Annotated in this window: 23 protein-coding genes (1 of these 23 cut by a window edge); 11 read left to right on the forward strand and 12 right to left on the reverse strand. The window is 68.1% G+C overall.

Annotated features, from left to right (window positions below):
- Window positions 1-38 precede the first annotated feature (38 nt).
- From dnaA to pyk, 4 genes are all read left to right on the forward strand, one after another.
- Window positions 39-1,394 carry a chromosomal replication initiator protein DnaA gene (dnaA, locus tag DFI_RS00005; protein WP_022800748.1) on the forward strand — a complete coding sequence of 452 codons (1,356 nt, stop codon included), beginning with the start codon at window positions 39-41 and terminating at the stop codon, window positions 1,392-1,394.
- 398 nt (window positions 1,395-1,792) lie between these two features.
- Window positions 1,793-2,881 carry a DNA polymerase III subunit beta gene (gene dnaN, locus DFI_RS00010; RefSeq protein ID WP_022800747.1) on the forward strand — a complete coding sequence of 363 codons (1,089 nt, stop codon included), beginning with the start codon at window positions 1,793-1,795 and terminating at the stop codon, window positions 2,879-2,881.
- 483 nt (window positions 2,882-3,364) lie between these two features.
- Window positions 3,365-4,636, forward strand: coding sequence for a phosphopyruvate hydratase (gene eno, locus DFI_RS00015; protein WP_022800746.1), 1,272 nt, complete (start codon window positions 3,365-3,367; stop codon window positions 4,634-4,636).
- Window positions 4,637-4,724: 88 nt separating this feature from the next.
- Window positions 4,725-6,179 (forward strand): pyruvate kinase, encoded by a 1,455-nt coding sequence (pyk, locus tag DFI_RS00020; protein WP_022800745.1) that lies wholly within the window; start codon window positions 4,725-4,727, stop codon window positions 6,177-6,179.
- Window positions 6,180-6,504: 325 nt separating this feature from the next.
- On the opposite strand, the gene tyrS is transcribed toward pyk, so the two are convergent.
- Window positions 6,505-7,761: a tyrosine--tRNA ligase gene (tyrS, locus tag DFI_RS00025; protein ID WP_027464167.1), complete on the reverse strand. Its 1,257-nt coding sequence runs from the start codon at window positions 7,759-7,761 to the stop codon at window positions 6,505-6,507.
- Between the two features lie 192 nt (window positions 7,762-7,953).
- On the opposite strand from tyrS, the gene DFI_RS00030 reads away from it, so the two are divergent.
- Genes DFI_RS00030 through DFI_RS00040 form a run of 3 tightly spaced genes read left to right on the forward strand, consistent with a single transcriptional unit; the run spans window position 7,954 to window position 10,187 of the window.
- Window positions 7,954-8,910, forward strand: coding sequence for a DUF1152 domain-containing protein (locus DFI_RS00030; RefSeq protein ID WP_027464166.1), 957 nt, complete (start codon window positions 7,954-7,956; stop codon window positions 8,908-8,910).
- A gap of 10 nt (window positions 8,911-8,920) precedes the next feature.
- On the forward strand, window positions 8,921-9,490 hold the full coding sequence (locus tag DFI_RS00035; protein ID WP_027464165.1) for an MOSC domain-containing protein: 570 nt from the start codon (window positions 8,921-8,923) through the stop codon (window positions 9,488-9,490).
- Between the two features lie 10 nt (window positions 9,491-9,500).
- A complete protein-coding gene (locus DFI_RS00040; protein ID WP_244940281.1) occupies window positions 9,501-10,187 on the forward strand; it encodes a tRNA (adenine(22)-N(1))-methyltransferase TrmK in 687 nt (228 codons plus the stop codon).
- A gap of 204 nt (window positions 10,188-10,391) precedes the next feature.
- On the opposite strand, the gene rny is transcribed toward DFI_RS00040, so the two are convergent.
- The 5 genes from rny to rpsF all read right to left on the reverse strand — a co-directional run bounded on the left by rny (window position 10,392) and on the right by rpsF (window position 14,525).
- Complete coding sequence (rny, locus tag DFI_RS00045; protein ID WP_027464163.1) at window positions 10,392-12,152, reverse strand: ribonuclease Y; 1,761 nt, start codon at window positions 12,150-12,152, stop codon at window positions 10,392-10,394.
- A 245-nt stretch (window positions 12,153-12,397) separates the two neighbouring features.
- A complete protein-coding gene (rplI, locus tag DFI_RS00050) occupies window positions 12,398-12,838 on the reverse strand; it encodes a 50S ribosomal protein L9 (RefSeq protein WP_022800739.1) in 441 nt (146 codons plus the stop codon).
- Between the two features lie 11 nt (window positions 12,839-12,849).
- The gene (rpsR, locus tag DFI_RS00055; RefSeq protein WP_022800738.1) at window positions 12,850-13,125 is read right to left on the reverse strand and encodes a 30S ribosomal protein S18; all 276 of its coding nucleotides are present in this window, start codon (window positions 13,123-13,125) and stop codon (window positions 12,850-12,852) included.
- Between the two features lie 46 nt (window positions 13,126-13,171).
- Complete coding sequence (locus tag DFI_RS00060) at window positions 13,172-14,062, reverse strand: single-stranded DNA-binding protein (RefSeq protein WP_027464162.1); 891 nt, start codon at window positions 14,060-14,062, stop codon at window positions 13,172-13,174.
- A gap of 154 nt (window positions 14,063-14,216) precedes the next feature.
- Entirely contained in the window at window positions 14,217-14,525 is a 309-nt protein-coding gene (gene rpsF, locus DFI_RS00070; RefSeq protein WP_022800737.1) for a 30S ribosomal protein S6, read from the reverse strand.
- A 138-nt stretch (window positions 14,526-14,663) separates the two neighbouring features.
- On the opposite strand from rpsF, the gene DFI_RS00075 reads away from it, so the two are divergent.
- From DFI_RS00075 to DFI_RS00085, 3 genes are read left to right on the forward strand one after another with little or no spacing between them, the layout of a single operon-like run.
- Window positions 14,664-15,173 carry a DinB family protein gene (locus DFI_RS00075; RefSeq protein ID WP_027464161.1) on the forward strand — a complete coding sequence of 170 codons (510 nt, stop codon included), beginning with the start codon at window positions 14,664-14,666 and terminating at the stop codon, window positions 15,171-15,173.
- Window positions 15,170-15,751 (forward strand): class I SAM-dependent methyltransferase, encoded by a 582-nt coding sequence (locus tag DFI_RS00080; protein WP_027464160.1) that lies wholly within the window; start codon window positions 15,170-15,172, stop codon window positions 15,749-15,751. Before DFI_RS00075 ends, DFI_RS00080 begins: the two co-directional genes overlap by 4 nt.
- On the forward strand, window positions 15,748-16,677 hold the full coding sequence (locus tag DFI_RS00085) for a GNAT family N-acetyltransferase (protein ID WP_027464159.1): 930 nt from the start codon (window positions 15,748-15,750) through the stop codon (window positions 16,675-16,677). The genes DFI_RS00080 and DFI_RS00085 overlap by 4 nt, the downstream gene beginning before the upstream one ends.
- 150 nt (window positions 16,678-16,827) lie before the next feature.
- On the opposite strand, the gene csaB is transcribed toward DFI_RS00085, so the two are convergent.
- The 4 genes from csaB to DFI_RS00105 form a co-directional block, all read right to left on the reverse strand.
- Window positions 16,828-17,811 carry a polysaccharide pyruvyl transferase CsaB gene (gene csaB / locus DFI_RS00090; RefSeq protein WP_027464158.1) on the reverse strand — a complete coding sequence of 328 codons (984 nt, stop codon included), beginning with the start codon at window positions 17,809-17,811 and terminating at the stop codon, window positions 16,828-16,830.
- Between the two features lies 1 nt (window position 17,812).
- On the reverse strand, window positions 17,813-19,696 hold the full coding sequence (locus DFI_RS00095; protein ID WP_244940282.1) for a DUF5693 family protein: 1,884 nt from the start codon (window positions 19,694-19,696) through the stop codon (window positions 17,813-17,815).
- Window positions 19,697-19,848: 152 nt separating this feature from the next.
- Window positions 19,849-20,472, reverse strand: coding sequence for a uridine kinase (udk, locus tag DFI_RS00100; protein ID WP_027464157.1), 624 nt, complete (start codon window positions 20,470-20,472; stop codon window positions 19,849-19,851).
- A gap of 44 nt (window positions 20,473-20,516) precedes the next feature.
- The gene (locus tag DFI_RS00105; RefSeq protein WP_027464156.1) at window positions 20,517-21,548 is read right to left on the reverse strand and encodes a Glu/Leu/Phe/Val dehydrogenase family protein; all 1,032 of its coding nucleotides are present in this window, start codon (window positions 21,546-21,548) and stop codon (window positions 20,517-20,519) included.
- A gap of 344 nt (window positions 21,549-21,892) precedes the next feature.
- On the opposite strand from DFI_RS00105, the gene DFI_RS00110 reads away from it, so the two are divergent.
- Window positions 21,893-23,242 (forward strand): E3 binding domain-containing protein, encoded by a 1,350-nt coding sequence (locus DFI_RS00110; protein ID WP_027464155.1) that lies wholly within the window; start codon window positions 21,893-21,895, stop codon window positions 23,240-23,242.
- A 58-nt stretch (window positions 23,243-23,300) separates the two neighbouring features.
- On the opposite strand, the gene DFI_RS00115 is transcribed toward DFI_RS00110, so the two are convergent.
- Window positions 23,301-24,248, reverse strand: coding sequence for a serine/threonine-protein kinase (locus DFI_RS00115; RefSeq protein WP_027464154.1), 948 nt, complete (start codon window positions 24,246-24,248; stop codon window positions 23,301-23,303).
- Window positions 24,249-24,435: 187 nt separating this feature from the next.
- Window positions 24,436-25,000, reverse strand: a protein-coding gene (prfB, locus tag DFI_RS00120) for a peptide chain release factor 2 (RefSeq protein WP_118375807.1); it runs 531 nt beyond the window's last position. Within the gene, window positions 24,436-25,000 belong to an annotated coding region that runs on past the window's edge; the region does not span the whole gene.

Consider the following 25,000-nt stretch of genomic DNA (forward strand, 5'->3'; position numbering starts at 1 on the left):
GGGGGTGCGCGCTTATCTCGCAGGAAATCTGGGCGGACGTGCTGGGTTACGTCCGCAAAAACATCTCGGAAGTGGAGTACCACACCTGGTTCGCCCCGGTGAAGAACCTGGGCGTGCAGGAAGGATCGCTGGTGCTGGGCGTGCGGAATTCCTTCGCGCAGGAATGGTTCCGAAAGCACTACCTAGAACTGCTGGAGGACGCGCTGCGCAGCCTGGGTGCCGAGCACCCGCAGGTGAGCTTCCAGGTGCTGCCCGCCGCGCAGGACGCCCTGCTGCTCCCGAACGACCCGCCGCCCCCCCCGCCCGGTAACCCGGCGCGCCCGGCGGCGCCGCTGATTGTGCCCGGCGAGAACCGCAAGAGCCTGAACCCGAAGTACACCTTCGAGAACTTCGTGGTGGGCCCGAACAACAACCTCGCGCACGCGGCGGCCCTGGCGGTCGCAGAGTCTCCCGGTAAGGCGTACAATCCCCTCTTCATCTACGGGGACGTGGGCCTGGGGAAAACCCACCTGATGCATGCGGTCGGGCACTACATCGCCGAGCGCTTCCCGGAAAAACGCATCGAGTACGTGTCCACCGAGTCCTTCACGAACGAGCTGATCAACGCGATCCGCGACGACCGGACCACTCAGTTCCGGAACCGGTACCGCAGCGTGGACCTGCTGCTCGTGGACGACATCCAGTTCCTGGCCGGCAAGGAGCGCACGCAGGAGGAGTTCTTCCATACCTTCAACGCGCTGTACGAGAACCACAAGCAGATCATCCTGAGCTCCGACCGCCCCCCCAAGGACATCCAGACACTCGAGGGCCGGCTGCGCAGCCGCTTCGAGTGGGGCCTGATCACGGACATCCAGTCGCCGGAGTTCGAGACGCGCGTGGCGATCCTGAAGATGAACGCCGAGCACAACCGCATCGACATTCCGCAGGAGGTGCTGGAACTGATCGCGCGGCAGGTCACCACGAACATCCGGGAACTGGAAGGTGCCCTGATGCGGGTGGTGGCGTTCTCCAGCCTGAACAACGTGCCGTTCTCGCGGGCGATCGCGGCCAAGGCGCTGAGCAACGTGTTTGCGCCGCAGGAAGTGAAGGTGGAGATGATGGACGTGCTGCGGCAGGTGGCGTCGCACTACAACATGCCGCCGGACGTGATTCGCGGGTCGGGCCGGGTGCGGGAGGTGGTGGTGCCGCGGCAGGTGGCGCAGTACCTGATCCGGGACCTGACGGATCACAGCCTGCCGGAGATCGGGCAGTTTTTCGGGCGGGACCACAGCACGGTGATGCACGCCATCAACAAGGTCTCGGAGGCGCTTGGGAAGGACTCGGAGCTGACGGCCTCGGTGGAACTGCTGCGCCGCAAGATGAAGGGGATGGACGATGGGGAGGGCGGCGACTGATGATCCCCGTCATTCCCAACGCCAGGCAGAAGAGTTCCAATTTCCGTTCCAAATCCCTGTGCCAGAATTCACTTACTGTGGATAACCCTGTGGATAACCTGTGGATAACCCCCTGAAATTCTGTGGATAAGTGTGTGGATAAGTGAGATTCTCTCTCACCTGTGGATAAGTGACCCAGTTGTCCACAGGCTTTCCACAGGCAACCCCCCACTTATCCACAATTTCATCCACAGGCAAAAGAACGTCTGATACGATGAAAAACATAGTTTTCCACAGTTTCCACAGGCCCTATTACTACTACTACTCTTTTTATTTATTTATAAAGACAGATAAGAGATAGGCATCCGGAAGGGTCAGGCCAGATCTACCTCAACCACCCGAGAAAAGGCAGGCATCAGATGAAAGCAAACGTTACCAAGAAAACCCTCAGCGATGGCCTCGGTCTCCTTGAACGCGTCATTCCCAGCCGCAGCAGCAACCCCCTCCTCACGTCCCTGAAAGTCGAGGCGACCGAGGCGGGCCTCACGCTGTCCGGCACCAACCTGGAAATCGACCTGTCCTGCTTCGTGCCGGCAGAAGTCCAGCAGCCGCAGAACTTCGTGGTTCCCGCACACCTGTTCGCCCAGATTGTCCGGAACCTGGGCGGCGAACTCGTGGAACTGGAAATTACCGGGCAGGAACTCTCGGTGCGGTCGGGCGGCAGTGATTTCAAACTCCAGACCGGCGACATCGACGCCTACCCGCCCCTGACCTTCCCTGGTCACGCCGACGTGAGCCTGAACGCCGAGGAGCTCGCCCGGGCCTTCTCCAGCGTGCGGTACGCGGCCAGCAACGAAGCCTTCCAGGCGGTGTTCCGGGGCATCAAGCTGGAACACCACAGCGATACCGGCTCAGCCCGCGTGGTCGCCAGCGACGGGTACCGCGTCGCCATCCGCGACTTCCCGGCCAGCGGGGACGGCCGGAACCTGATCGTGCCGGCCCGCAGTGCGGACGAACTGATCCGCGTGCTCAAGGACGGCGAGGCCCGCTTCACGTACGGCGACGGCATGCTCAGTGTGACCACGGACCGCGTGCGCATGAACATGAAACTGCTGGACGGCGACTTCCCCGATTACGAGCGCGTGATCCCCAAGGACATCAAGCTTCAGGTCACCCTGCCGGCCACTGCGCTGAAGGAGGCCGTGAACCGCGTGGCCGTCCTGGCCGACAAGAACGCGAACAACCGCGTGGAGTTTCTGGTGTCGGAAGGCACGCTGAGACTCGCTGCGGAAGGAGACTACGGCCGCGCCCAGGACACGCTGAACGTCACGCAGGGGGGAAGCGAACCTGCCATGAGCCTTGCCTTTAATGCCCGGCACGTCCTTGATGCGCTGGGTCCCATCGAGGGAGAGGCGGAACTTCTCTTCAGTGGCTCCACAACGCCCGCCATCTTCCGTGCGGCGGGCGGCGGGGGGTACATGGCGGTGATGGTCACGCTGCGCGTTTAAGAGGCTCTTGAGAGGCGGGACGGGGCATTGATGGGTTGGCCCCGTCCTCTCTTTTTGACCGGGTGACAGCCCGAATTGTTTCTTAGCAGAGTTTTCCACAAAAATTCTGCCTGTGGATAAAATCTGGGGATAACTTTTGCAGGAGAGGCCGGCAAGGCTGTTAAGGAAGAGAAATGCCTTTCCTGACACTGAATGGTCAGATTGCCTGTGAAAAAGCTGCAACAGACATTGTCCAGGATGGAAGATTCCTCGTTCGATTCAACTCTCTGTCGTCCTGGGCGGGAAATTTATCCACAGACTCGGTGCCTGTGGATAAAAACTGTGGATAACCTGCGTGGTGCTGCGGGTTGTGTGGTGTCCCCCGCAGGGTATGTGTACCGGGTACACTTCCGGACGTGTGGCTGACCGGCCGGCGCGTATAGTGGGCCTGTTGCACCGATCCCTCCTCACGTGGGAGGGCGGTGGCTTGTCAGGAGGTCCGTCATGAACATTGAAAAAGTCATCGGCCGTGAAGTGCTGGACTCGCGCGGAAACCCCACCGTGGAAGCCGAAGTGCACCTCGACAGCGGGTACGTGGGCCGCGCCATCGTGCCCAGCGGTGCCAGCACCGGCGCGCACGAAACCCTGGAACTCCGCGACGGCGACGCCGGCCGCTACCTGGGCAAGGGTGTCCTGAAGGCCGTGCAGAACGTGAACGAGGCCCTGGGCCCGGCCATCATCGGCCTGGACGCCAGCGAGCAGGCCGCGCTGGACCAGGCGCTCATGGACGTGGACGGCACCCCCAACAAGGGCAACATGGGCGGCAACGCCATCCTCGCCGTGAGTCTCGCCGCCGCCCGTGCCGCGGCCGAGGAACTGAACGTGCCCCTGTACCGCTACCTGGGCGGCAGCAACGCCAAGACCCTCCCGGTCCCCATGATGAACGTCATCAACGGCGGCGCGCATGCCGACAACAGCGTGGACTTCCAGGAGTTCATGGTGATGCCCGTGGGCGCCCCGACCTTCCGCGAGGCGCTGCGGTACGGCGCCGAGACCTTCCACACCCTGAAAAAGGTCCTGCAGGGCCGCGGGTACAACACGAACGTGGGCGACGAGGGCGGCTTCGCGCCGGACCTGAAGAGCAACGAGGAAGCGCTGGAAGTGCTGCTGGAAGCCATCCAGAAGGCCGGCTACGAGCCGGGCAAGGACATCGCCATCGCCCTGGACCCCGCCGTGACCGAGCTGTTCAAGGACGGCCAGTACCATCTGGAGGGGGAGGGCAAGGTCCTCTCCACCGCCGAGATGGTGGACTTCTGGGCCGACTGGGCCAGCCGCTACCCGATCGTGAGCATCGAGGACGGCCTGGCCGAGGATGACTGGGACGGCTGGGCGCAGCTGACGGCGCGCATCGGGGACCGCGTGCAACTGGTCGGGGACGACCTGTTCGTGACGAACCCCGAGCGCCTGCAGCAGGGCATCGACCGCAGCGTCGGGAACGCCATTCTGGTGAAGGTGAACCAGATCGGCAGCCTGACGGAGAGCATGGACGCCATCGAGCTCGCCAAGCGCAACCGGTACGGCACCGTGATCAGCCACCGCAGCGGGGAGTCCGAGGACGCCTTCATCGCGGATCTGGCGGTCGCCACCAACGCCGGGCAGATCAAGACCGGCAGCGCCAGCCGCAGTGACCGCATCGCGAAGTACAACCAGCTGCTGCGCATCGAGGATCAGTTGGGAGACCGGGCCGTGTACCTGGGCCGCAAGGCCCTGAGGTAAGTCAGGTGACCTGGGCGGCCAGCGGGAGGGTTCGGGCTGGCCGCCGCGTCACTGAGAGCGTGGAAGTGGTTCCACAAGCGAGGACAGCATGAAACACTTTGACCGGGCGACCAAGATCGTCGCCACCATCGGCCCCGCCAGCCGCGACCCGGAAACCCTGGGTCGCATGATCGACGCCGGCATGAACGTCGCCCGCCTGAACTTCAGCCACGGCAGCCAGGACGACCACCGCCAGACCGTGCAGATGATCCGCGACATCGCCGCGAAAAAAGGCGTCAGCGTGGGCATCCTGCAGGACCTTCAGGGCCCCAAGATCCGCGTGGCACGCTTCCGCGACGGGCAGGTCACTCTGAACGGCGGCGACAAGTTCGTGATCACCATGGACGACGTCGAGGGCGACGAGACCCGCGTGGGCACCACCTACAAGGCCCTCGCGGACGACGTGCAGCCCGGCATGACCCTACTGCTCGACGACGGCAACATGGCCCTGCGCGTGGACCACGTCTCCGGCCGGGACATCCAGACGACCGTGCTGATCGGCGGCGTCCTGAAGAACAACAAGGGCATCAACGTGCCCGACGCGGACCTGAGCGTTCCCGCCCTGTCCGACAAGGACGTCTCCGACATGGAGTTCGGCGCGCAGCTCGGCGTGGACTGGGTGGCGCTCAGCTTCGTGCGCAGCCGCGACGACCTGCTGCTCGCCCGCCACTACCTCGCCCGGCACGGCTCCCGCGCCAAGCTGATGGCTAAGATCGAGAAACCCCAGGCGGTCGAGCGTTTCACCGACATTCTGAAGGAAGTGGACGGCGTGATGGTCGCCCGCGGCGACCTGGGCGTCGAGATGCGCCCCGAGCAGGTGCCCACCATCCAGAAGACCATCATCCGCATGTGCCGCGAGGCCGGGAAACCCGTGATCACCGCCACGCAGATGCTGGAAAGCATGATCAACCTGCCCCGCCCCACCCGCGCCGAGGCCTCGGACGTGGCGAACGCCATCTACGACGGCACCGACGCCGTGATGCTTTCCGCCGAGTCCGCGTCCGGGCAGTACCCGATCGAGGCGGTCGCCATGATGGACCGCATCGCTCGGGAAGCCGAGGCCAGCGAACATTACGCGCTGATGCAGCGCCAGCTGCTGCTGGACGCCGAACTGGCCCAGGACGCCATCGCGCACTCCGCCTGCCACATCGGGGAGAAGCTGGAGGCGTCGGCCATCGTGACCTTCACCAGCACAGGCGGCGCGGCCGTGCGTGTCAGCAAGAACCGCCCGCCGCTGGCGATCCTGGCCCTCACCCCGAACGAGCAGGTGCGCAACCAGATGACCCTGCTGTGGGGCGTGGTGCCCATGCTCAGCGAGGACCCGCACAACACCGACGACATGGTGCGCATCGCCAACGATGAACTGAAGAAGAGCCGCCTGGCGGACATTGGCGACCGGTACGTGATCACGGCCGGTGTGCCGTTTGGCGTGCGTGGTACCACGAACATGCTGCGTGTGGAACGCCTGCGCGAGGACAGCAGCCAGCAGGTCACCTACCTCTAAGCCCTGGTCATGCAGGACCGCCGCTGACCCCGAGGTGGGGTTCAGCGGCGGTTTCCTGTGGCCGCAATTCACCGACAGATGAGAACTTCTGGTCTGACGTCTCGTGATGGGACAGTCAGGTTTTTATCCACAGCGACGACGATTTCCACATCCTGCCTGTGGATAACCTGTTTGGTGGCATCTGTCTCGCCGCCACCAGCACACGGTTTTTCGTTCAGACACTTTCCACAATTCCCTGTGTATAACTTCCCGGGCCGGTCCGTTCAGATCCAAGAAGTTCGTTCAATTGTCAAGACTCCGTGAAGACCGATGGAAACAGGGTTTCTCAGCTGCTCAGGACAAGGCGGGCGAACTTATCCTTGCCTTTCTGCAGGACCAGACCCCCCTCCTTCTCCAGGTCCGTGCGCTGCACCTGCCCCTGTGGGTCCACGTACGGCTCGCCGTGCACCTTCAGACCCCGGTTCTGAATCAGCTTCCGGGCCGCGCCGTTGCTGGGCTCCAGGCCCGCCAGCACCACCAGCTTCGCCATGCTGATCCGCCCCGGGTCCACACTGTCGTCCAGCTCGGCAGCGGCCACGCTCACAGTGGGCAGGTTCTCGGGAATGCCGCCCTTCGCCACCGACCGAAAGCGGGCCTCCGCGCTGTCCAGGTCCGCGCCCGGGTGGAACCATGCGACCACCTCGCGGGCCAGTTCCCGGTGCGCCGCGACCGGATGCACCGCCAGCAGCTCCGCCATACGCTCGCCGGGCAGGTCGGTCAGCAGCGTGAAGTAGTTCTCCAGCAGCGGGTCAGGCACCTTCATCAGCTTCGCGAACATGACGTGCGGCTCGTCCGTCAGGCCGATGTAGTTGTCCAGGCTCTTGGACATCTTCTCCACGCCGTCCAGCCCCACCAGCAGCGGCAGCGTCAGCACCACCTGCGGCTCCTGCCCGTAATCCTTCTGCAGGGCCCGCCCGACCAGGTTGTTGAACAGCTGGTCCGTGCCGCCCAGCTCCACGTCCGCATTCAGGGCCACGCTGTCGTACCCCTGCGTGAGCGGGTACAGCAGCTCGTGCATGCTGACCGGCGTGCCCGCCTGAAGCCGCTTGGTGAAATCGTCCCGTTCCAGGATGCGCGCCACCGTGTACTTCGCGGTCAGGCCGATGATGTCCTTGTACCCCATCTGCTCCAGCCACTCACTGTTGTACCGGATCTCCAGCACCTCGGGCTCCTGCCGCAGGATCAGCCGGCACTGCTCCAGGTAACTCTGCGCGTTCGCCCGCGCCTCCTCCAGGCTCAGCGGCGGCCGGGTCTTGCTCTTCCCGGTCGGGTCACCGATCGTGGCGGTGAAATCCCCGATCAGCATGATCACCTTGTGCCCCAGGTCCTGGAACTGCCGCATCTTGCGCAGGATCACCGCGTGCCCCAGGTGCAGGTCCGGGCGCGTCGGGTCGGCGCCCAGCTTCACGCGCAGGGGCGCGCCCTTCTCCAGCTTGCGTCTCAGGTCCGCCTCGGACACCAGGTCCACCACGCCCCGTTTCAGGACCTCCAGCTGCTCGGCGACCGGCACGTTCCGGCGAATTTCCGTTTCCACGTTCGTCATATGCACCTCAATAGGGAAGGCGGCGTACTCGTGACTTACGAATACGCCGCCTTCAGGTTGAAATTCAGGTCACGACGCGACCCCACCCTGGCGGCAGGGCGGATACGCACGTCGGGTCGGACGCCTCATGCCGCGGAGAATAGCAGACCGGAAAACCGCCGGACGCTGCCGGTTCAGACGATAGAATCCGGCATGATTTCGTCGCTCCAGCCACCTTTCTTCCAGGCTCTGGGAGACTCGAAGCGGGTGCTGCTTGCTGGAATGGGCGGCGGGTTCGACGTGTTCTGCGGGCTGCCGCTGTACTTTGCGCTGCGGGAACAGGGCGTGGAGGTCACTCTGGCCAACCTGTCCTTCACGTCCTTTCATCCCCTGGACCCTCGGCCGCTCACGCCATCCCTGCTACTTGTGACACCTGATCTTCCACCCCATGGGCGCACATACTTCCCTGAGCTTCACCTGGCCCGCTGGTTGGACGCCGTGGGAGAGCCGGCGCGCGTGTTCGCCTTCGAGAAGACGGGAGTGCAGCCTCTTCTGGGCAGCTACCGCGCCCTGGTCCAGCAACTGGCGGCGGATACGGTCATTCTGGTGGATGGGGGAACGGACGCTCTGATGCGTGGCGATGAGGCTGATCTGGGCACGCCGCACGAGGACGCCGTGAGCCTGACGGCTGTGAACGAATTGAATGGCGTGAGGTCGTTCATGGTGAGCCTGGGCTTCGGAATTGACGCGTTTCATGGTGTCAGTCACTGGAACGTCCTGGAAGCGACCGCTGAGATTGCGCGCGCAGGCGGGTTCCTGGGGGCTTTCAGTCTGACGCCCGATATGGGGCCCGTGCAGAAGTACCGGGAGGCATGTGAGGCCGTATTCAAGCAGATGCCGCGGCACGTCAGCATCGTAAACGCGTCCATTCTCGGGGCCATCCTCGGTGAGTACGGCAACATTCATGCCACGGACCGGACGGGCGATTCCGAACTGTGGATCAACCCGCTCATGGCGCAGTACTGGTGCTATGACCTGCCAGCGGTGGCAGGGCGGTTACAGTACCGGAAAGCCTTGTTGGGCACCCACACGATGTCCCAAGTGGATCAGGTGATCCACGCACACCGGGAAAGCGTTGCCCTCCGGTCCCGGCACATCCTGCCGATTTAGAGTGAGTCCTATGAAGACGGTGTCTGACCTGCGTTCGACGTTTCCCCGGTCGGGGAGCCTGGAGTGGATCGGGCTGCGCGGCGTGCGGCGCGGGCCGATGCAGAGCGTGCTGGAGGTCGAGATTCACCCACTCGTGGGCGTGATAGGGGACAAGGGGAAGCTCGCGCCGCCCCGCCTGACGGCCCTGACCGGGGATGCGGGTGAGGTGCTGCCCGCGGAGGGAGGCCCTCCGGTCCGGCCGGAGTCGGGCGGGCGTGGGAAGCGGCAGGTGACGCTGATTCAGGCGGAGCACCTGCCGGTGATCGCCGCGCTGCTGGGCCGGGACGTGGCGGAGGTCACACCGGACCTGCTGCGGCGCAATCTGCTGGTGTCCGGGATCTCCGTGCAGGCTTTGAAGGACCGCCGCTTCCAGGTGGGGGACGTGATCCTGGAGGGCACCGGCGACTGCCACCCATGCTCGCGCATGGAAGAGAACTTCGGACCCGGGGGGTACAACGCCGTGCGGGGGCATGGGGGCATCACGGCCCGGGTGGTTCAGGGCGGCGTGGTCCGCGCCGGCGACCGGGTGCGGGCCCTGTGACGTGGCCGCGGTGAGGGCGGTCTGGCCGGTGCTGGACGCCCGGCTGGAGGCAGTGCTGGCGCTGATCCGGGCGGAGGTGCATGCGGATATCGGGTCGGATCACGCACATCTGCCCATCCGCGTGGTGCAGGAGGGCCGGGCGGAGCGGTGCGTGGTGGTGGAGGTGAACCCGGGGCCGCTGGGGCACGCGCGGGCCAGCGTGGCGCGGTCCGGCCTGGGAGCGCGCGTGGAGGTGCGGGAGGGAAACGGCTTTGATCCCCTGGATGCGGGCGAGGTGGACAGTGCCAGCCTGACCGGGATGGGGGCCGCCACGATCCTGGGGGTGCTGGAACGGGCGGGGGAGAAGCTCCCGGGCGCGCTGGTTCTTCAGCCGAACGACTCGCCACTGCCCCTGCGGATGTGGGCACGGGCGAGCGGGTACCACCTGACGGCCGAGCGGATGGCGGCGGGGTACTGGGCGTATCCGGTGCTGCGCCTGGAACGGCGGCCAGGGCTGGACCCGGCGTACGCGGGGCTGCCCTTGGAGGCCGCGCTGCGCTACGGACCACTGCTCCTGCGCGGCCGGTCTCCGCTGCTGCTGGAGCAGGTGCAGCGGGACGTGGCGCGCCTGACCCCGCTGGCCGCGCCGGGCCGCCCGGCTGAGCGGGAACTGACCACGGCCCGCTCGGCCCTGCAGGTTCTGGAAGGCGCGTCCTGACGCGGCAGAATTGACGGGACAATAAAAAAGCCGCCCTCTTCGGCGGTGATAGGAAAAATATAGCGCGGTATGCAGGGCCTGTCAATCGCATGCATGGAGCGGAGACTGGCCCTCCAGCACATTCTTTTCTGTGCCGCTACGGTCCCGGCTGAATAGAGGAGCGGCGAAGGGCTGCCCCTTCGCCGCTCTGCCATTGATAGGGTTTTACCGGGCGACTTCCACGGCACGGCTCTCGCGGACCACGGTGACCTGCACCTGGCCGGGGTACTCCATGTCCTGTTCGACGCGCCCGGCGATGTCGCGGGCGAGCAGGGTCGCCTGGGCGTCCGTGACCTTTTCGGGTTGCACGATCACGCGCACCTCGCGCCCGGCCTGGATAGCGTAGGCCTGCTGCACGCCGGGGAACGACACGGCGATCTGTTCCAGCTGCTCAAGGCGCCGCACGTACGATTCGAGTTCCTCGCGCCGCGCGCCGGGCCGGGCGGCGCTGATGGCGTCGGCGGCAGCGACGAGCACGCTGTACAGCGTCTCGCCGTTTTCCGGGTCATGGTGGTGGGCGATCGCGTCGATGACCTCGGCGGGTTCCCCGAAGCGTTTGGCGAGGTTGATGCCGATCTCGACGTGGGTGCCGTCGATCTCGCGGTCGATGCTCTTGCCGACGTCGTGCATCAGGCCGGCGCGGCGGGCCATGCCGGCGTCCAGACCGAGTTCGTCGGCCATGATGCCGGTCAGGTGGGCGACCTGGATGCTGTGCTTCAGGACGTTCTGGCCGTAGCTGGTGCGGAAGTACATGCGGCCCAGCAGCTGCACCAGCCCGGGCTTGAGGCCCACCACGCCGGATTCGATGGCGGCCTCCTCGCCCTGGGCGTGAATGAAGGCCTTCATCTCGTCCTGGGCCTTGTGGACCATCTCCTCGATGCGGGTGGGGTGGATGCGGCCGTCGGCGACCAGGGCGTCCAGGACGTGCCGGGCGACCTCGCGGCGGACGGGGTTGAAGCTGCTGAGGATCACCGCTTCGGGCGTGTCGTCGATGATCAGGTCCACGCCGGTCAGCGCCTCGAAGGCGCGGATGTTGCGGCCCTCGCGGCCGATCAGGCGGCCTTTCATGGCGTCGCTGGGGATCGGCACGACCGACACGCTCAGCTGGGCGCTGGTTTCAGAAGCGCTGCGCTGGATGGCCTGCGCGATGATGTGCCGCGCGGATTTCTTCGCGTCGGCGGTGGCGCGCTCGTGCATGGCCTTCACGCGGATGGCCTTTTCCTCTTCCAGTTCAGCGTCCAGTTTCCCGAGGATCTGCTCGCGCGCGACCTCCGGGGAGAGCTGGGCGACCTCGTAGAGTTTCAGGTCCACCTGCCGCAGCCGCTCGGCGACCTCGGCCTCGTGCGCGGCGAGCTGGCGGTGACCCTGTTCCAGCCGTTCTTCCAGCGCGTCGAGCTTGTCGCCGCGCGCGTCGAGCTGTTCGGCGCGGCGGTTGAGGCGTTCGATCTCGCGGGTGAGTTCGTCGCGTTCCCGGCGGGTTTCCTTCCGGTCGGCGGAGAGCGCCTCGCGGGTCTGCGCGGCCTCGTGGCGGGACTGTTCTCGTTCGGTTTCCAGCTGCTGGCGCAGACTGGCGATGTGCTCGGCCTGGCTGCTCAGCTGCGCGCTCTGCGCGGCGACCTGCGTTTCGCGTTCGGCCGCGTCCTGAAGGCGCCGGTCGGCGTCCTGGATGCGGCGTTCGGCGTCCTGAAGTCTGCGGGTTGCTTCCTCGGTCTGTCTGCCTGACTCCTGTCTGGCCTGGTCCGCCTGCTCACGCATGGCGCGGGCGTCATGTTCTGCCTGCGCCCGGATGCGCTCTGCTTCCGCTCGGGCTTCCTGTTGCAGGCGGTCGTCGATCTGCGTGCGCGCGCGGCGCCCGCTGGACTGCCCTCCGAAGAAACCCCCGACCAACCCCGCCAGGAGCGCAATAATCACGAAAAGCCATTCCATGATTCAGCTCCTTTCGGTTTATACACGGCGGCCCCCGACCGGCGGGCGCCGCCTGAAAAACACGGTGTGAAATCGAACGGCTCCCGGCGGGACGATGGCCTGCGGTTGTCGTTCGCCTTGCAGTCTAGCGGCAAATCACAGGATTCTGACAGGAGTGCCCGCCCGGACCGCCGGGCGCGGGGTGCCGGGGGCCGGAAAGGAAAAACCCCGCCTCGGGGGCGGGGTCCGTCGCGTTCGTTCTGCTCTTACTTCTGGGCGTGAACGACGAGCTTCATGGGGATGGTGACTTCGGGGTGGGCGCGGTAGGAGATGTCGTACTCGCCAATTTCCTTGACGGTTTTCGGCATCTCGATGCGGCGCTTGTCCACGTCGAAGCCCAGCTTGTCCAGGCTGCCGGCCACGTCGGCGTTGGTCACCGCGCCGTAGATCTTGCCTTCGCCGGCGCGGACGCTGAGTTCCACGGCGACGCCGTTCAGGCGGCTGGCCAGGTCCTCGGCTTCGGCTTTTTCCTTGGCCTGGATCTTCTGGCGGCTGCGGATCTGGGCTTCCAGCGTGCGCATGTTGCTGGTGGTGGCGGGGGTGGCGATGCCCTGGGGGATCAGCCAGTTGCGGGCGTAGCCGTCTTTGACGTTCACGACGTCGCCGGTCTTGCCGAGCTTGCCGGGTTCAAGAAGAATCACTTGCATGTCAATTCTCCTTATTTCCGGACGAGCTTCTCGGTGTAGGGCAGCAGGGCGAGCTGGCGCGCGACCTTAATGGTCTGCGCGATGCGGCGCTGGTGCTTGGTCGAGAGGCCCGTGCGGCGGCGGGGGAGGATCTTGCCCGTGTCGCTGATGAAGCGGCGGAGCATTTTCACGTCTTTGTAGTCGGTGATTTCCAGTTCTCCGATGGAGAACGGATCAACCTTGGGCTTGCGGGGACGCTTGGGTCCCTTGCCGCGCGGCTTGCGCTCGGCGTTGTTGCCTTGGGTCATGGAGAATTCCTCGTGCCTGCGCGCCTGCTGGTCCTGAAGTCAGGGCTCAGAAGGGCAGGTCTTCTTCCTCGGGTGGGAAGTCGTCGAGACCTTGGTCAATATCTAAGCCGCCCGAACGGTTCCCGGTGGTCGCCCGCTGCTGGTAACCGGAGTTACCCTGCGGGCGCGCCGTGCTGCCCGTGGTCTGACGGGGCGCGGCGGGGGAGGCAGCGTACCCGGATTGTCCGGGAGCGGCGCCTCGGGACAGGCTTTCGACTCTCGTCGCTTCTACTTTGGTGCTGTTGCGCTTGTTGCCTTCGCGGTCGGTCCACGCCTCGTTCACGAGCCGGCCCTGCACGACGACGGGGTCGCCTTTTTTCAGGTCCTTGTGCGCTTCGGCCAGGTCACGCCACAGGGTCACGTCGATCCAGTGGGTTTTTTCCTGGCGCTGGCCCTGGCGGTCGTTCCAGGTCTCGTTCACGGCCAGGCCGAGTCCGAGCACGGCGTCACCGGCGGGGGTGTAGCGCAGTTCGGGGTCGCGGGTCACGTTCCCGATCAGGATGACCTCGTTCATGCCACTGCCCATGCGCACGCCGCCTCCGGCGTCCTGCACGAGTTCAGGGGCGTAGCCGAGCTGCTCCATGCGCAGCGCCTTGACGCGCACCATGCTGCGTTTGCCACCTTCCGGGGCTTCCCACTGGCTGTACTCCAGGCTGCCTTCGACCATCACGGCGTCGCCGCCTTTGAGGTTGCGTTCGGCCTGCCACTCGGCGGGTTTGCCGAGAATGGAGACGCGGTGGTACCAGGGGAGTTTGCGCTCGCGTCCGTCGTTGCCGATCACGTGGTCTTCACCGGCGATGGTGGCTTCGAACACGGCGGTGCCGCTGGGGGTGTAGCGCAGTTCGGGGTCGCGGGCGAGTGCGCCGATCAGGTAGACGTGGTTCATGCCTCTGGCCATGACTGGGTGCTCCTTTGTTGCTGGCGATTGAGTCCGGGGACTCGTACTGGGGGTGCTTGCTTGCTTGCGTTGGCCTTTGCAGGTTGACCGGAGTATAACAAGCTGCGGCTCGTTACGTCAATACCGTAAAGGTGCGGTCCCGGCAAACGGGGCCTCAGGCCTTCTTGGTCTTCCACTCCGGGCGGTCCTTGACCACCAGGACGCGGCGCACGTGGTCACGCAGGCGCAGGCTGCTCGCGATGTCCTTTTCAGGGTTGCCACCGGCCTTGATGGTGTACATCAGGTAGTAGCCCTCGCGGTCCTTGCCCACCTGGTAGGCGAGGCGGCGGTTGCCGACGTCGTCCAGGTTCGTGATCTCGGCACCGGCCGTCTTCAGGGCGTTCTCGATGTACTCCTTTTCGGTCTGGAGCTGCTCGCCGCTGAGGTTGGGGTTCAGGATCAGGTTCAGGTCGTACTGGTTCATGATTCACCTCCTTGACGCGTCCACTGGCAGGGTCGGGCCTCGCCGGGCAGCGCAACTCACCACACTACCAGACTCCGCCCCCCATGACCAGAGCTGCCCGGCCGATGCCCCCGGGAAGCCCGTCCCGTACCCTGGGGCATGACCGATACCCCCGGCACGGCCGAGCCGCAGCACCCGATCGACGGCATCCTCGACATCCTGAAAGAAGCGGTGGAAGGCGGCACGCCCGGCCAGCCCACCTCGTTCCTCGACGGCACCAGGGCTGACGGCAGCGGCAATCACGGCCTGCTCGCCACCGTGGACGGCCTCAGCGCCGCGCAGGCCAGCCAGGACGTGCACGGCACCAGCGTCGCCGGACAGGCGCGGCACACCGCCTTCCACATGGAGGTGATCGTCGCCTGGGAACGCGACGGCCAGCGCGGCCCCTTCGACTGGAAAGGCAGCTTCCACCCCGCGCAGGTCAGCGACAACGAATGGACCGAGCTGCGCGCCCGGGTCCGGTCCGCCTACGAGGCTCTCGTCACCTTCGCCCGCAGCCAGAAGGACCAGCCCGTCACCGGCGACCTGACCGGCGGCCTCAGCGGCGGTGTCGCGCACGTCACCTACCACCTGGGCGCCATCCGGCAGCAGCTCAAGGTCGTGGAGTGACGCCCTCACCCCTCCAGGTGAGCATCGGCGCCGGCGAGCAGCAGTGGGACGGCTGGACGCCCACCCAGAAAGCCGACCTGAACCTGCTGGACCCTGAATCCTTCGCGCGCTGGTTCGGGGACCGCCGCGCCGACGCGCTGCTGTGCGAACACGTCTGGGAACACCTCACCGAGGAAGAAGGCCGCGCCGCCGCCCGTCTGTGCTTCCGCTACCTGACCCCCGGCGGGTGGCTGCGCGTCGCCGTCCCCGACGCGAACTTCCCCGACCCGGAGTACCAGCGGACCGTGCAGGTCGGCGGCCCCGGCCCGGCCGACCACCCCGCCGCCGACCACAAGGTCGTGTACGACCACCGCCGGCTCACCGCCGTCTTCCAGGAGGCCGGCTTCGAGGTCGAGCTCCTGGAGTACTGCGACGACACCGGACAGTTCCACGCGCACCGCTGGGACCCGCAGACCGGCCCCATCTACCGCTCCCTGGCCCTCGACCACCGCAACGAGGCCGCCCGGCAGGGCCGCGGCCCCCCCGGCTTCGTGTCCCTGATCCTCGACGCCCGCCGGCCCACGGAGCCCCCCGCATGACCGTCCGCCCCTTCCAGCCCACAGACGCGCCCGCCTGGGTGGGCCTGACCAACCGCGTCCTGAACCGGCACACCACCCTGGACGCCTGGCAGGCGGACGAAACCCGCCGCCCCCCGGACCGCCTCCACTGCCGCTGGGTGACCGAACAGGACGGAAGCGTGGTGGGCACCGCCGCCCTGTACGAGTGGGCCTTCGCCCCGCCCGGCTACCTGCACGCCCAGGTGCTCGTGCACCCGGCCGCCCGCCGCCAGGGCCGCGGCGCCGCGCTGGCCGCCCGGCTGCTGGCCACCGCCCGCGAGACCGGCGCGGCCGGCCTCCAGGCGGACGTGAGCGACGCCGCCCCGGACAGCCTCCGCTGGGCGCAGGCGCGCGGGTTCGTGCACGCCGCGCACCGCTTCACCTCCGAACTGGACCTGCGCACCTTCGACCCCGGCCCCTTCCAGCCCCGCCTGGACCGCGTGACCGAGCAGGGCGTCACCATCACCGACCTCGCCGGCGCCGACGAGGCCGCGCTGGACCGCTACCTGAACTTCGTCGCGGACCGCCTCCCGGACACCCCGGACCTCGCCGGCCACCCCCGCTGGCCCCTCGCGCAGGTCCGCGAAACCCTGCACCTGGACCGCGACCCGCGCCCGGAATGGCTGGTGCAGGCCCTCGCTCCGGACGGCACACTCCTCGGCATCAGCGCCCTGGTCCACTACCGCGACATGGCGTACAACGAATTCACCGCCGTGCACCCTCAGGCGCGCGGACGCGGCCTGGCCCTGCCCATGAAACTCCACGCCATCCGCCGCGCCCAGGAGGCCGGGCTGCGCACCATGCGCACCAACAACCACAGCCGCAACGCCCCCATGATCGCCGTGAACGACCGCCTGGGCTTTGTCCGGCAACCCGGCCGCTTCGAGCTGCACCTGCCCCTGCGATAGACGACCGACGGGCCGCACAGATCCTCTATGGGGCTGGACAAAGTTCTCGGATGAGTCAGGCACGGTGTTGCCGGGTCTCGATAGCAGACATCTGCCTTAAAGGGACGGGCGCCTCAGAGCTCTAGACCCTGAGGCGCCCGTCCTTCCTGCTCAGTCCCCGAGAGCCCAGTCGAAGCTGTCGCGGGCGCGGGCTTTCATGGCCTGCACGGCCGTCCAGTCGGGCGCAGTGCGCTGCAGCACCTGCGCACTCAGGGCAGGCGCGTCGAAGAACGTGGGGTGCGTGGGGGCGCCCGCGTCGGCGCAGAAGCCTTGCACCTTCGGGTCGTAGGCGATCCCGGCGAACGGCACGCCGGCCGCCGCGGCCAGGATTACGGCGTGCAGGCGCACGCCCACGACGAAGCCCGCCCCGGCGATGGCGTCCAGGGCCGTCTGCGGGTCCCGGGTGCTCAGGACGCGGTCGGCGCCCAGGCTGTGGGCGGCCGCGTCGTCCTGTTCCGGCATGAAACTCAGGGCGATCACGGTGCGGCCCTCGGCGCGCAGGGCGCGGGTCACCTCGGCCAGGGTGGCGGTGGCGTCCGTGACGTCGCCGCGCGGGGCGAGCACAACCACGTTCGGGTCGGGCGTGAGGCCGGGGGTGGGCGTGAGCAGCAGGGCCGGGTCGCCGCCGAGTTGTGCCGGAACGCCGAGCTTGCGCAGGGTGTCCACGCTGCCCTGGTCCCGCACGATCACCTTCACGCCGGCCAGGGCGCGCTTCACCTTTTCCCCGCCGGCCGGGGAGAGGGGCCCCACGCTCTGGTTGAAGACCACGACGCGCTTGCCCAGCCGCTTGGCGAGGGCGATGACGGCCAGGTAGTAGGCCAGGGTGCGGCCGCTCGTCTTGTCCTGCAGCAGGCCGCCCCCGCCGGAGAACAGCGCCTGGGCGCCGGCGACGGCGCGCAGCAGTGCCAGAGGCTGCATCCGCGCGGCACTGTGGCAGCCGCACTCGCGGGTGGTGCCGGCCGGGTCGTTGGAAAGCAGCAGGGGCTGCACGCCCCGCGCCTGCAGTTCCCGGCTGATCGCCAGGGCGATGGCCTCGTCCCCGGTGTTTCCGAAGCCGTAGTAGCCGCTGACCGTCACGCGTTTTACGGCCGCCATGTCAGTTCAGCTCCCGCGGGGCCTGCCCGCCGTTCCAGCCGCCGTAGGTGTTCCAGGTGCGGATCAGCCACTTCAGGACCTCCACCGCGATCAGGCCCACCACCAGACCCACGCCCAGCCCGATGAAGGCCCGGGTGGCGCTGATCAGCAGGGGCGTGTGGAAGTGGCTGAAGGTATTCAGGATGCTGGCCTGTCCCATCACGCCGCCCAGCAGGCCCAGCGCGCCCAGGTAGCCGGGCAGCACGCCCGACAGGCCCACCAGCAGCAGCGGGTGCCCCAGCACCTCCTTGAAGCGCGGGCGGATGATGGCGTCCTGCAGGTCCTGACGGATCTTCGCCTCGGTGTTGCTCACGCCGACGCTGGACGTGTTCCCGCGCCGCAGGAACGCCACCGCGAAGGCCGCGCCGGCCAGCCCCAGGATCAGGAGATCCCCGGTGGAGAACGGCCGACGGAAGAGGTCCTGCGCGGTCCGCCGGATGTCCTGGCGGGGCAGGAAGCTCAGCAGCACCAAGCCCAGGGGGGCCAGCAGCGTGAGGCCCACTCCGCGGAAGGGGTCGAGACCCAGCATGCTGTCGCGGCTGGCGCCCAGCGCGGACACGAACAGCACGCCCAGCAGGCTCAGGCCGGTGGCGATGAACCAGTCGGTGATCCGCGCGCGGCGCAGCACGATGCCCAGCGCCGGGAAGGTGATCGCGGCGATCAGCGCGAAGGCCGGGAAAGGCTGCAGGCCGTTCAGGGCCAGCGCCCCCAGGCCCGCCAGGCCCGCCACGAGCAGGCCCACGCGCGGCAGCGGGTAGCTCAGGCCCAGCAGCAGCAGCGCCGCCAGCGGCCCCAGCAGGCTCAGGGCGCGCAGCAGGCTGCTGGGATCGTAGTTGCGGATTTCGGGCGTGCCGACCTCGATGCCGGCGCGGTCCAGCTGCCCGCCCAGGCGGGTGAGGAACGCGTCCGTCTCCGCCTGCGTGGGGAAGGGCCGCAGGTACAGCAGCCGCTGCGTGCGCTCCCGCGCGGCCAGGGCGTACTTGCTGGCGACCTCCTCGGGGCTCAGGCGGCCCTGCCAGGTGGCGTTCAGGCTGAACATGCGCGCGGCTGTGCGGCCCCGGATCAGGTCGTTCAGGCCGGTCTGCCTGGACCCCTCGATCAGGGCGGGCACGCGGTTGCCGAGCTTCTCCCGGATGGCCTGCAGTTGCTCGGGGTCGCGGGCGCCGATCACCTCGGTGCCGTTGAACGCGATGAACGGCACGTCCGGCCAGTCCGCCCCGACGTTCAGGACCCGCTGGTCGTCGTAGGGACGGTACAGGGTCACGTAGCCCTGGGACTTCAGGCTGTCGATGAGCGCCGTGTCGGGCCCGGCCGGCAGGAACCGCGGGTCGATCGGCCACTCGTACCAGGTCTGCCCGCCGATGGTGCGCTCCTCGATCAACGCCTGGAAGTTGAAGCGTCTGGCGAGGTCCTCCACGGTGCCGGCCTCGATGGACCGCAGGTACGTCTTCTGCGGGTCGATGCCCGGCAGGTCCGGGTTGCGGGACTTGAGGTCCGCGCCGCTGAGCAGCAGCGCCCGGCCCTTCTGCACGGCCGACCCGACCACGTCCTCGTACACCGCGACGCCGTTCACGCCCAGCGAGCGGTAGTGCGCGAGCAGCGTCTCCGGGGTCTGCCCGGTTTCCTTGGCCTGCGCGGCCAGGGCGGGGTAGTCCATGACCAGCGCCACGGTCTTCTCGCTGTTCTCGAAGGCCACCCGGTCGGCGGCCAGCAGCGCGGCCGGCACGGCGCTCAGGGCCAGCACCCCCAGCAGCAGCGGTTGCAGGCGGTGGCGGGTGGGGGCGGGCAGGCCGTTGGGGGGCAGGGTCAGGTCAGGGTCCGCGGGGGACGGGCGGGAAACGCTCACCCGTTCATCCTAAACGCAGAGCCCTGCCTCGGGACCGGCCCGGGGAGTGAGACAGGGACCAGTCGGGAGGCGGCGCGGCAGTTCACCCCGGCACGCTAGGCGGCCGGGACCCGGCGCGCGTCCGCCCAAAGGTGCAGGGGCGGGCTGCGGGCTCAGACGGTCGCGCGGATGCGGGCGGCCAGCATGTCCAGTGCGGGCTCGTTCATGCCGCCGTGGGGGATGATCACGTCCGCGTAGCGTTTGGTGGGTTCCACGAAACTCAGGTGCATGGGCCGCACGAACTCCAGGTACTGGTGAATCACGCTGTCCGGCGTGCGGCCGCGTTCCTGCGTGTCGCGCAGCAGGCGGCGGATGAAGCGCACGTCCGCGTCGGCGTCCACGAAGACCTTCAGGTTCATGCGGTCGCGCAGGGTCTCGTCGTACAGCGCGAAGAAGCCCTCCAGCACCACCACGCCCGCGGGCAGCACGGTGGTCGTGCGGTCGCTGCGGGTGTGCTGCGTGAAGTCGTATTCCGGCATCCCGATCGGCACGCCGGACAGCAGGGCGTCCAGGTGCTCGCGCAGCAGCGGCCAGTCGAACGCCGCCGGGTGGTCGTAGTTGGTGCTCAGGCGCGCGTCGAAGGGAATGCCGGACTGGTCGCGGTAGTAGTTGTCCTGGTTCAGGACCGCCACGCCGCTCCCGCCGACCGTCTCGATCACGCGCCGGGTAACGGTCGTCTTGCCACTGCCGGACCCGCCCGCCACGCCGATCACGAAGGGGCCGCTGTGCCCGGTCAGGCCCTCGCGTGGCAAGTCGTGCCCGCCCCGGCCCTGGTCGCCGCTCACGCGCGCCCCAGGCTGCCGATCAGGTCGATGCGCCGCTCGGCCATGCGGCGCGCCACCACGTGCGGCGCTTTCATGTACGTCTCGGCGGCCGCCACGATCCGGCTCACCGTGGTGTACACCTGCTCGGCCGCCTGCGGGGCGTCCGCGCCGGTGGCTGCGGCGATCAGCCCGGCCGCGTTGATCGCGTAATCCGGGATGTAGATGATCCCCGCCTCCTTCACGGCCGCCTCCCCGTTGCGGGTCAGGGGGTGGTGCTCCCCGCCGGCGATCAGGCGGCACTGCAGCCGCGTCACGTCCGCGGACTTGATGCTGTGCCCGTACCCGCAGGGGGCCAGCACGTCGCACGGCAGGTCCAGGATCTCGCTGCACGGCACGACCGCGCTGCCGTCCAGTTCCTCCGCGAGCGCCTGGGCCCGTTCGGGGCGGACGTCCGCCAGGGTGAGTTTGGCGCCCTCGCGGTGCAGGTGCCCGGCCAGCGCCCGGCCGACCGCCCCCACGCCCAGGATCGCCACGCGCACCCCGCGCATGCTCTCGCTGCCCAGCGCGTAGCGGGCGCTGGCCTTGATGCCGCGGTACACGCCGTACGCCGTGATGGCGCTGGTGTCGGTGTGCATGCCCAGCGTGCCCGGCGTCTCCTGCGCGAGAAACCCGATGTCCGAGGGGCCCACGCCGATGTCCTCGGTGAGGACCACCCGCGACTCCAGGGGACGCACCTGCCGGCCCAGCGCCCGGAACAGCGCCTCACGGGCGTGCGGGTCGTCCACGCCGGACTCCGGCATCATGACCACGCACGCACCCCCGCCGTAGTTCAGTCCGGCCAGCGCGGCCTTCAGCGTCAGGCTCTCCGAGAGGGCCAGGGCGCCTTTCAGGGCGATCGTCTCGTCCTGCTCGAACAGGCGCACGCCCGCGATGGCGGGGCCCAACACGGTGGAGTGAACGGCCAGGACGGCATGCAGGCCGCTGGGTGCATGTTGGATCAGGGTCACGGCCTCGTGACCACGCGACTGCATCTCGTCGAATATCAGCATCTGGACTCCTGGGGTTCTGGGGCGCGCCCGGCAGCTCCGGCACGGCCCTGGCGGGGCGGGTGCGGGCCCAGGGCGGCGCGACTCCCCGCAGGGTAGCACCGCACCCCGGCGTTCCGGGCGCCCCCGCGCCCTGAAAGAACGCTGTCAGGCCCGGCACGCCACCCTGAGCGAATGATGAAAGCCCCACCCATTGCCGCCCCGGGCCGACCGCCCGGCCCGGCGCGGTTCCCCGTGGCGGCGCGCAGGGGGCCGCGGGCCACCTGAGGGCCCGGGCGGCATTCCGGCGGTGACCGGGGCAGCATCACCAAGTACACTGAGTATCAGCTCACAAAGGGGGAGATGGAATGGAACGCATTGCACCGCTCGCCAAGATCCTGGCAGAAGCGAACGGAATTGACTGGGAGAAACTGAGCGGCACCGGCGAGGGCGGCATGATCGTCGAACAGGACATCCTCAACTACCTGTCCCGCGTCATGACCGGCGAGGAAGACCCGCCCTCCACCCCCGTGGACGCCCCGCCGCCCGACTGGAACGGCGAGGACATCCCCGGCGGCGGCATGTTCGACGCCAACATGCTCAAGGGCGCCGGCGTGGAAGAGGACATCGCCACCTTCGTCACCCAGACCCGCCCGGCCGCCAGCAGCGCCCCCAACGTGCCCGCCGCCACGCCCACCCGCCTGGAGGAAGAGGACTTCGAGCTGGACGACGAGCCGGTCAGCGCCCCCGCGCCGGTGACCCCTGCCCCTGCGGCCGCGGCCCCCGTGCTCCCGGTCACCCCGGACCCCGTGCCGGCGCCCGTCACGCCCGAACCTGCCGCCGCACCGGCGACCGCCGCGGCCGGGCTGGGCAGCCTGCTCTCCCGCCTGTACCACAAGGACCCCCCGGCGCCCCCCGTCACCCCGGAACCCGCCCCCGCGCCCGTGGTGGCCGAAGCGGCCCCGGCTGTCGTGGAGCCGCCCCGCATCCAGGTGAGTACCCCCGCGTTCACGCCCGCCCCGGTGGCCGAAGTGGCTCCCGTGGCCGTGGCCGAACCGGTTGTCGAGGAACCCGTCGCCGTGGAGCCCGAGCCGCAGACGGCCGTCATGCCGGAACCGGTCGTGGCCGAGCAGCCCGCCCCCGAAGCCGAGGTCAGCCCGGCCCCGGTCGCGGACGTCACCGAGCCCACCCCCGAACCCGAGGCACCCTTCGTTCCGGCTCCCCTGGCGCCCGCCGTGGCCGCGCAGCCGCAGGGTGATGCGGTCTGGTTCGGCACGTACCTGCGCCGTCAGGTGAACGTGCAGCCCGCCGCCACGCTGGTCGCGCAGCTCACCGAGGCGCTCGACCGTGACGTCACCCTGACCCAGCTGGTCGCCCGCGCCGCGCAGCGCCACGCCGGGACCCTGGGCCTGAACGGCGTGGCCCTGCACGACCACGCCCGCAGCCAGGCCCTGAGCCTGCCCGGCGGCGCCTTCCGCGACTACGTGGGCAACCTGGGCGCGGCGTTCGACGGCACCCCGGACCTGCTGATCGTGGACGCCGGGCACTACGGCCTGGATGACCTGCACTACCCGCACACCGCGACCCTCAGCGTGGGCCGCGAGGCGAACGGGCAGGCCACCCTGAGCTTCAACGGCAACGCCGACACCGCGCAGGCCGCGCAGTTCCTCGGAATGATCGCCGACACCCTGGAAAAACCCATCGTTCTGGTGCTGTAACCCAGGCAGAAGAAGGCGGCCCGACCAGTCCATGGTCGGGCCGCTTCTTGTAAGGGCATTACTTTCGGCGTTTGAACGGGTTCCAGCTGCGGCCCTCCGGCGCGGCCGGGCCCTTCGCGTTCTCCGGGGTGCGGGGCGGGGCGGGGGCGTGCCGGCCCATCGCCTTACTGGGTGCCGCGGGCATCGGGCCCTCCGGTTCAGGCGGGGTCTCACCTATGAAGGCCTGTAGCGCCTGGTGCAGCGTGGCAGCCGCGGGCCGGTCCACGGCACGTTTGGCGAGGGCCTGCTCAGCCAAGCGGGCCACGGAACGCGGAATCTCCGGGCTCAGGTGCGACAGCGGCTGCGGGAAGCGCGTGAGGTGCGAGACCATCAGCTCCTCGTACGTGCTGCCCTGAAAGGGCCGCGCGCCGGTCAGCAGCTCATACATCATGATGCCCAGGCTGTACACGTCGCTGGCACTGCTGCTGGACTCACCGTGGTAGATCTCGGGCGCCATGTAGTACGGGCTGCCGCTGACCTTGCCGCCCTGCGACGTGAAGTAGGTGCTGCCCAGGTCGCCCAGTGCGGCGCGGCCGCCGTCCACGTACACGTTCTGCGGCTTGACGTCCTGATGCACGGCCCCCGCCTCGTGCAGGTACACCAGGGCCGAGGCAACGTCCGTCAGGACCCGCGCGGCCTCCAGGGTCGGCAGCCGGCGTTCCGGGAGATCCACGAGCTGCTCGTCCAGGGCACCCCCCGGGTAGTACCGCATGGACAGGAAGGCCTGCGTCCCGAAGGGCATGCCGGCGTACCCGCGCACGAGGTGCGGGTGACGCAACTGCAGCGTCAGGCGGACCTCGTTGCCGAATCGCTCCGCGGCCTCCTGATGCTGCAGGGTGCTGTCGTGAGGAAGTTTCAGGGCGACACGCTGACCGTCCGGGTCGGACGCCAGGTACACCTGCGACGTGTTCCCGCGGCCCACGGGGCGCAGGAGGGTGTAACCGGGGATAGACTGGGGATCACTCATGGCAAGTCTCGGTGCAGCTCAGTAGCTCGGACGCGGCCTGAAAGAAAGGGCGGAAGGGAAGACGGAACAGGCCGGGCAGAGCAGTGATGCCCCAGGGTATACGCCCCGCCCGTGAGGTGGTCACGAAACCGCCGGAGCGGCGGGGTGGGTCGCCGGGGGGGAAGGCGGGCCTGCCCCCGGCGCAGCCTTACTCGTCGTCGCCGCCCTCGTCGGCGACGCGTTTGCCGGCCATCCATTCCAGGCCCGCCCACATCAGTTCGTCCAGGTCGCCGTCCAGGATGTCGGCCGGGTTGTGGCTCATGATCCCGGTGCGGTGGTCCTTGATGTACTGCTTGTCCAGCACGTAGGAGCGCATCTGGCTGCCCCACTCCACCTTCGCCTGGGCGCCGCGGGCGGCAAGTTCCTCCGCCTCACGCTTTTTCATCTCGATGTCGTACAGGCGCTGCTTGAGGATCTGCAGGGCCAGCTCGTGGTTCTTGATCTGCGAGCGCGTGATCTGGCAGGCCACCGCGATCCCGGTCGGTAGGTGGGTGAGGCGCACGGCGGAGTCGGTGGTGTTCACGCCCTGCCCGCCCGCACCCTGCGAACGGAACACGTCGCGGCGCAGGTCCGAATCGGGGATGTGAATGTCGATTTCCTCTTCCGGTACTTCCGGCACCACGTCCACGCTGGCGAAGCTGGTCTGGCGGCGGTTGTTGCTGTCAAACGGCGAGACGCGCACGAGGCGGTGCACGCCGTGTTCCGGGGCCATC

The organism is Deinococcus ficus, assembly GCF_003444775.1.
In the GTDB taxonomy this organism is placed as follows: Bacteria; Deinococcota; Deinococci; order Deinococcales; family Deinococcaceae; genus Deinococcus; species Deinococcus ficus.